This is a genomic window from Lentilactobacillus hilgardii DSM 20176 = ATCC 8290 (assembly GCF_000159315.1).
In the GTDB taxonomy this organism is placed as follows: domain Bacteria; phylum Bacillota; class Bacilli; order Lactobacillales; family Lactobacillaceae; genus Lentilactobacillus; species Lentilactobacillus hilgardii.
In genome coordinates this window covers 484,891-491,466 of the sequence record NZ_GG669994.1, presented here as the reverse complement: position 1 = coordinate 491,466, position 6,576 = coordinate 484,891, and the positions used below count along the sequence as shown (strand labels likewise).

At 39.3% G+C, this 6,576-nt stretch carries 6 protein-coding genes; 1 reads left to right on the top strand and 5 read right to left on the bottom strand.

What is annotated here, in order from left to right; translation table 11 throughout:
- The 5 genes from HMPREF0519_RS14420 to ykzS form a co-directional block, all read right to left on the bottom strand.
- Positions 1–471: glycosyltransferase (locus HMPREF0519_RS14420; RefSeq protein WP_003635752.1), on the bottom strand; the 471-nt coding region annotated here is incomplete at its 3' end.
- A gap of 20 nt (positions 472–491) precedes the next feature.
- The gene (locus HMPREF0519_RS09635; RefSeq protein ID WP_190870469.1) at positions 492–1,679 is read right to left on the bottom strand and encodes a glycosyltransferase family 4 protein; all 1,188 of its coding nucleotides are present in this window, start codon (positions 1,677–1,679) and stop codon (positions 492–494) included.
- Positions 1,680–1,933: 254 nt separating this feature from the next.
- Positions 1,934–3,655 carry a phosphoenolpyruvate--protein phosphotransferase gene (gene ptsP, locus HMPREF0519_RS09630; protein WP_003635750.1) on the bottom strand — a complete coding sequence of 574 codons (1,722 nt, stop codon included), beginning with the start codon at positions 3,653–3,655 and terminating at the stop codon, positions 1,934–1,936.
- A gap of 4 nt (positions 3,656–3,659) precedes the next feature.
- Complete coding sequence (locus tag HMPREF0519_RS09625) at positions 3,660–3,926, bottom strand: phosphocarrier protein HPr (protein WP_035444692.1); 267 nt, start codon at positions 3,924–3,926, stop codon at positions 3,660–3,662.
- Between the two features lie 171 nt (positions 3,927–4,097).
- Positions 4,098–4,319: a protein YkzS gene (ykzS, locus tag HMPREF0519_RS09620; RefSeq protein WP_003559689.1), complete on the bottom strand. Its 222-nt coding sequence runs from the start codon at positions 4,317–4,319 to the stop codon at positions 4,098–4,100.
- 423 nt (positions 4,320–4,742) lie between these two features.
- On the opposite strand from ykzS, the gene HMPREF0519_RS09615 reads away from it, so the two are divergent.
- A partial coding sequence (locus HMPREF0519_RS09615) for an ATP-dependent Clp protease ATP-binding subunit (protein ID WP_003635747.1) occupies positions 4,743–6,576 on the top strand: 1,834 nt, incomplete at its 3' end.

Here is a 6,576-nt window from a genome sequence, read left to right as displayed (position 1 = left end):
CTTAGCCCGAAGATCACGTTTGGTTTGCTTGCTAGCAGGGTGGAATTCCTGCCGATTCACAAAATTAGGAATATAGGTAATTTTGTTACCCTTGATGCCATATTTTTCCAGTTTAGGAATAAAGGACGGATTAACAACTACTATATGATCCATTCGTTTATAAAATGCAATCACATACCGATAGACAATCCCTTTGATTGGCCAAGGAATTTTCAAGCTCCCCTCAAGTGTTTCTGGCAAGAAATGAACGTATCCAATTTTTCGTCCTCGTTTTTTGAAAAAAGTTGATAAAAAAAAGGTGGGATTAATTGTATGATAGTGGCTAATATCCGATTGGGCATAATTATTAATCTTGATATCAAATTCCCTTGGAAAATGCTTCTCCAACATATTGATTAACTCGGAATAGGCGCTCCCCACACCTTGACCCTTAACCTTTGTTGCTGTTGAGAACATATTGATCTTAAGCATACAAACTCCTTCAAAAACAATTATTCAATATTTGTGGCAGTCGGATCCTTTTGTAACTGTTGTTCAACAGTTACGCTATGATAAAAATCAACTACCCGTTTGCCAAATGTCTCTGCTGATATTTCTGTTAACTTTTGATCCAGTATTTTTTTAGCTTTCGAATTATCTTTATCAACGGGATTTGTAAGATACCTTGTGACAATTTCGGTAAACTCGTCAGATCTCTTAAACGTCTGGCCAAGAGACTCATTGCTTAATAAACCATCTGTATAGTCACCGGAAGTCACCACAACGGGAAGTCCTGCTGCCATCGCTTCAATATAAGTCAAGCCTTGAGATTCTGAATTAGATGTTGAAACGAAAACATTAGCTGTCCGATAAAACGCGTTAACATGATCATTACTGACTTCACCTGTAAAAATGACGTGTTTTGATAACCCTAACTGTGTCACTTGCTTCATCAAATCTTCTTTTGCAGGACCATCCCCAACAATCATTAAGATAACTTTTGGAACCTGCTCGATAATTGATGGTAGCAAATCAACAATTTCAGAAATATTCTTCTCATAGGCCAATCGACTAATTGACAGCATAACAGGTGTATCCTTTGAAATATGATATTTCTCGCGAATATCCGTGTCTATTGACTTGGCATACATCCCAACATCAATGCCTGTTGGAATAATTCTCATCTGACATTTCACCCCATACTCGGTCAATTTATCGAGTACTCTATCAGATGGTGTAATCACACCTGCTAGATGATAGCAAAAAGCCAAAGTACCTTCCTTTACATGAACTGGTTTTAATAGTTTACCATTTGCAACATAGTGTAAATAGTCTTCATACATCGTGTGATAGGTATGAACACAAGGGATATTCAGGTTTTTAGCCACAAATTTGCCAATCATGCCCATCGAAAATTCCGTTTGTGTATGGACAATGTCCAAATTGAGTTCCTTGGCAATTTCATATGCCTGAAATAACCCCCTTACTGCAATTCGTCGATCAGTAAATGAGATAAAAGGGATGCTGGAAAAGCGAAAAATATTTCGCTCGTATGTATCCTTATCAACATGAGGGTCCGTTGTCGTAAAAATATAGACCTGGTTTCCCTCCCGCTCCAATTCATTCTTTAACGTTTTAATTGAAGTTGCAACACCACTTACTTGAGGAAAATAAGTATCTGTAAAAATACCAATATTCATGAACAGCCCCCTCCTTTCTACGGAAAACATCAAAAAGCATATTTCTCAACATAACATCATGATTCTTTCGATTCAAATGATGCTGAAACACTTTTACAGTTGTTAGACCAAAAGCTGCGTGGCTTATAGTCTGACAATCATTGTAATTATATTTGTTTAACCCATTGAATGCAAACCAATGACATCAACAAAACAAGCTGCTAAACGGCAACCGATAGCCATTAGCAGCTTGTTTTTAAGTTATTTATAAGTATCTATGACTTTCCAAGCGCTTGATGAACGTACTTGAGAACTTGTTGACTAGTGCTGGCTAAACTTACTGTTTTGTTTGCCAGTGTCACCATTTCCCTGGAATCAAGCTCCTTGATCAACGCACGAGACTTCAAAATCGAAGTTGCACTCATTGAAAATTCATTCAACCCCATTCCAACTAAAATCGGAATAGCCTTTTGATCACCAGCCATCTCACCACACATATACGCAGGTGTCCCGTTATCATGACAAGCATCAATAACTGACTTGATAAGTCTCAGGACTGATGGGTTGTACGGCTGATACAAATAAGAAATTCGCCGATTTCCCCGATCCGCAGCCATAACGTATTGAATGAGATCGTTAGTACCTATACTCATAAAATCAACAACATTGGCAAATTGATCAGCCAGCAATGCCGCTGCCGGTACCTCGACCATAATGCCAATTCGGATATCACCAACTGCTACATCTTGTGCAATCAGTTTGGCCCGTTCGTCTTCAAAAATCCTCTTTGCGTGCTCAAACTCCGTAATCGTTGCAATCATCGGAAACATAATCGATAAATTTCCGTATGCTGAAGCCCGAATTAACGCTCTAAGTTGCGTGCGAAAGATATCGGGTTGATCCAAGCTCATTCGAATAGCCCGATACCCCAAGAACGGATTTGCCTCGTGTGGCGTATGAAGATAAGGCAGTTCCTTATCTCCACCGATATCAGCCGTTCTAAAAATGACCGGCTTTCCTGCCATTCTCTGAACAACTGTCTTATAAATGTCAAATTGGCTTTGTTCTGATGGGAGTTCGTCAGAATCCATGTATAAAAATTCCGTCCGAAAAAGGCCAATTCCTTCAGCACCATTGTCAATGGCCGCCTGTAAATCATCCAAAGTACCAATATTTGCAGCAATAATCGGATGCTTGCCATCAGAAGATGTTGTGGCAACATTTCTGAATGATGTTAACTGACTATTGGCCTGCCTGTACTTTTTAATTTTTTCCACGTACTCATTTTTTTCATCATTTGATGGCTTAACAATCACATTACCTGTTAAGCCATCCACAATGACTTGATCACCATCTTTAATATCAGCTAACGATCCCTGAAATCCAACAACTGCTGGAATTTCCATCGTCCTGGACATAATTGCAGAATGAGATGTTCGACCCCCCATATCAGACACAATTCCTTTAACATAGTTGGGAACGAATTGTGCTGTATCACTAGGTGTCAAATCATGAGCAATAATGATGACTTTGTGATCAATTAAAGCCGGATCCGTCAGTGGGACACCGAGAAGATGACTCAATACCCGCTTTGTCACATCGTTAATATCTGTCGATCTTTGTTTAATATAATCGTTATCGGTCATCGAATTAAAAATTTTAACATAACTATCTGAAACATCTTTCAACGCGTATTCTGCATTGACATGCTGTGTCTTAATCATGCTCTCGATTCGTTTCAACAATTCCGGATCCGACAAAATGGCTATATGTGCTTTAAAGACCTCAGCTTCATGTCTACCGAGGTCTTTAAAAGTTCTTTGTTGGATTGTACGAAGTTCCTGTTTAGAAATCTCAATTGCTTGGTTTAGGCGATCAATTTCCGTATCAGGATTCTTTATCGTTTTTTTGTCGAAACTCAGATCAGGTTCAGTCAACCGAAATGCAGATGCGATGGCAATTCCGTCACTTGCGGCGATCCCCTTAAACTTTGTCATGAACTTAGTCAGTCAATCCTTCTGTTTTCATCGTTTCGGTAATGGCATCGAGAGCGTCTTTTTCATCATCACCGTCTGCAGTAATGGTTACTGAAGCACTTTGGCCAACACCAAGTGACATCACACCCATGATTGATTTCAAGTTTACTGATTTTTCTTGGTACTCAAGGGTGATATCTGAGTTAAACTTACTTGCTGTTTGAACTAATAAAGTTGCTGGGCGAGCATGAATCCCAGTTTCTGCAGTGATGTTGTACTGACGTTTTTCCATTTCAATCATTCTCCTCTGGTCATATTATAAGAAAGTAAGCCAAATTATTTACAGTATAAATGAGAAATCACTCATCACCTGTCTTACTTTTTAAAATTATTCCTTACTCATTTAAGAATAGCAATATATAAGCGAAAATACAAGCTTTACATTAACCGCTTACAGTATTTCTTAAGTTTTTTTCTCCTGCTCATCACGTTCGAAAACATAGGTGATGACACCACCTTGATCAGCAGTTCCGATAATCCGCTTTCGTTTGCCAAAATTCATATAAGCCGTTTGAAATGTCATGAATTCTTCAGGGTGAACAATGATCTTTTCAATTTCACCGCTTTCAAGCTGATTCAGTAATTTCTTATAGTCGGCATTTCCCGTATCATCGGCCAAGCGCACATCCCCTTTGCAGCAAAATTAGTTATGCCATAGCTAGTAAAGCGATAAATTTTCAAGTAAAAAAACGATTACTTTACTCAATTCTAACATAAGTGTTACTTTGATATTGTAACTCAAATTGAGAATTTCTCAACGCGAATACAGATCAAATTTGTGGCTTTATTGAACTAAAAGCATTGACGTTTTTACGCAGATCATCTTACTTGAACAAACCTTTATCCAAGTGTATGCTACTTTGAAAATCAAGACTATTTAAAAAGAACGATTTAAAACCACCTAGTAACCATATTTGGAAGCTAAGTTTAATTACTTGATTCCAATTGAGCTTGTTGTATAATTACAGTCAAAGGTCAAAGTTGGTCAGTACTTAATCAGTCTTGATTTTGTCCTTTTACTTTCTATATTAAAGGAGGAAAGCAATTAATGCTATGTCAAAATTGCCATAAGAATCCAGCAACCATTCACTTATACACAAATGTGAATGGTCAAAAGCAAACCATTAACCTTTGCCAAAATTGCTATCAACTCCTCTCTAACAAACAACGTAACACAGGAGGTGCTCAAGATATGGCTCAAGATCCATTCGGTTTTGGTGGTTTAGATGATATTTTCCGTGCAATGCAAGGCGGAAATATGGATCCAAACCAGCAACAACAAATTCCACCAACCCAGCCGCAAGGACCGGGAAATGGTCGTGGTAACGGAAACCGTCAAGGCGGCAACACCTTACTTGGTCAATATGGTATTAACATGACTCAGATGGCTAAGGATGGAAAAATTGATCCCGTCATTGGTCGTGATAACGAGATTAATCGTGTCATCGAAATTCTTAATCGACGGACAAAAAACAATCCTGTCCTAATTGGTGAAGCAGGGGTTGGTAAAACAGCCGTTGTTGAAGGATTAGCCCAAGAAATTGTTTCTGGTAATGTTCCTTCGAAACTTCAAAACAAACAGATTATCAGACTTGACGTTGTATCACTTGTTCAAGGAACCGGTATTCGTGGTCAGTTTGAACAAAGAATGCAACAGTTAATTAAAGAAGTTCAAGACAATCCAGACATCATCCTGTTCATTGATGAAATCCATGAAATTGTTGGTGCCGGAAATGCTGAAGGCGGCATGGACGCTGGTAACGTTCTTAAGCCTGCCTTGGCTCGTGGCGAATTTCAGTTAATTGGTGCAACCACCCTCAAAGAATATCGTGATATCGAAAAAGATTCCGCACTTGCACGTCGTCTTCAACCTGTCACCGTTGATGAACCATCCCCAGAAGAATCCGTTAAGATCTTAAAGGGTATTCAAAAACGTTATGAAGATTATCACCACGTGAAGTATACGGATGATGCTATCAAGGCAGCTGTTAAACTTTCAGACCGTTACATTCAGGATCGTTTTCTGCCTGACAAGGCAATTGACCTTTTGGATGAAGCAGGTTCCAGAAAGAATTTGACAATCAACGCGGTTGATCCGCATACCGTTGAAGAAAAAATTCAAAACGCCGAAAAGCAAAAACAAGCTGCTTTGAAGAGTGAAGATTACGAAAAAGCTGCTTATTATCGTGATCAAGTAAGTAAACTTGAAAAGAATGCCAAATCCGACAACATTGACAGTGCCGATACCCCTCAAGTAACTGCTGAGGATATGGAGAAAATCGTTGAAGAAAAAACAGAAATTCCAGTCGGCGAACTTCAAGCAAAGGAACAGACCCAGCTTAAGAACTTAGGTCCTAACCTTGAAAAAAATGTTATCGGCCAAAATGAAGCTGTTGAGAAAGTTGCGCGGGCAATTCGTCGTAATCGAGTTGGTTTTAATGGAACAGGGCGTCCAATAGGATCGTTTCTTTTCATTGGACCTACCGGTGTTGGTAAGACCGAATTGGCTAAACAGCTTGCCTACGAACTCTTTGGTTCCAAGGACGCAATGATCAGGTTTGATATGTCCGAGTATATGGAACCACATTCAGTGGCTAAATTAATCGGTTCACCTCCTGGCTACGTTGGTTATGAAGAAGCCGGTCAATTAACTGAACAGGTACGTCGTCACCCATACAGTTTGATTCTGTTGGATGAAGTTGAAAAGGCTCACCCTGATGTGCTTCATATGTTCTTACAGATTCTTGATGACGGTCGTTTAACCGATAGTCAAGGACGAACGGTTTCCTTTAAGGATACTATTATCATTATGACCAGTAACGCCGGTCAAGGTGATTCCGAAGCCAATGTTGGTTTTGGTGCTGCTGCAACCGGAAAGACTC

What these genes read in the sequence shown, in the direction of transcription:
- HMPREF0519_RS09635 (WP_190870469.1), bottom strand. Translation starts at nt 1,679, where the DNA reads ATGAATATTGGTATTTTTACAGATACTTATTTTCCTCAAGTAAGTGGT.
- ptsP (WP_003635750.1), bottom strand. Translation starts at nt 3,655, where the DNA reads ATGACAAAGTTTAAGGGGATCGCCGCAAGTGACGGAATTGCCATCGCA.
- HMPREF0519_RS09625 (WP_035444692.1), bottom strand. Translation starts at nt 3,926, where the DNA reads ATGGAAAAACGTCAGTACAACATCACTGCAGAAACTGGGATTCATGCT.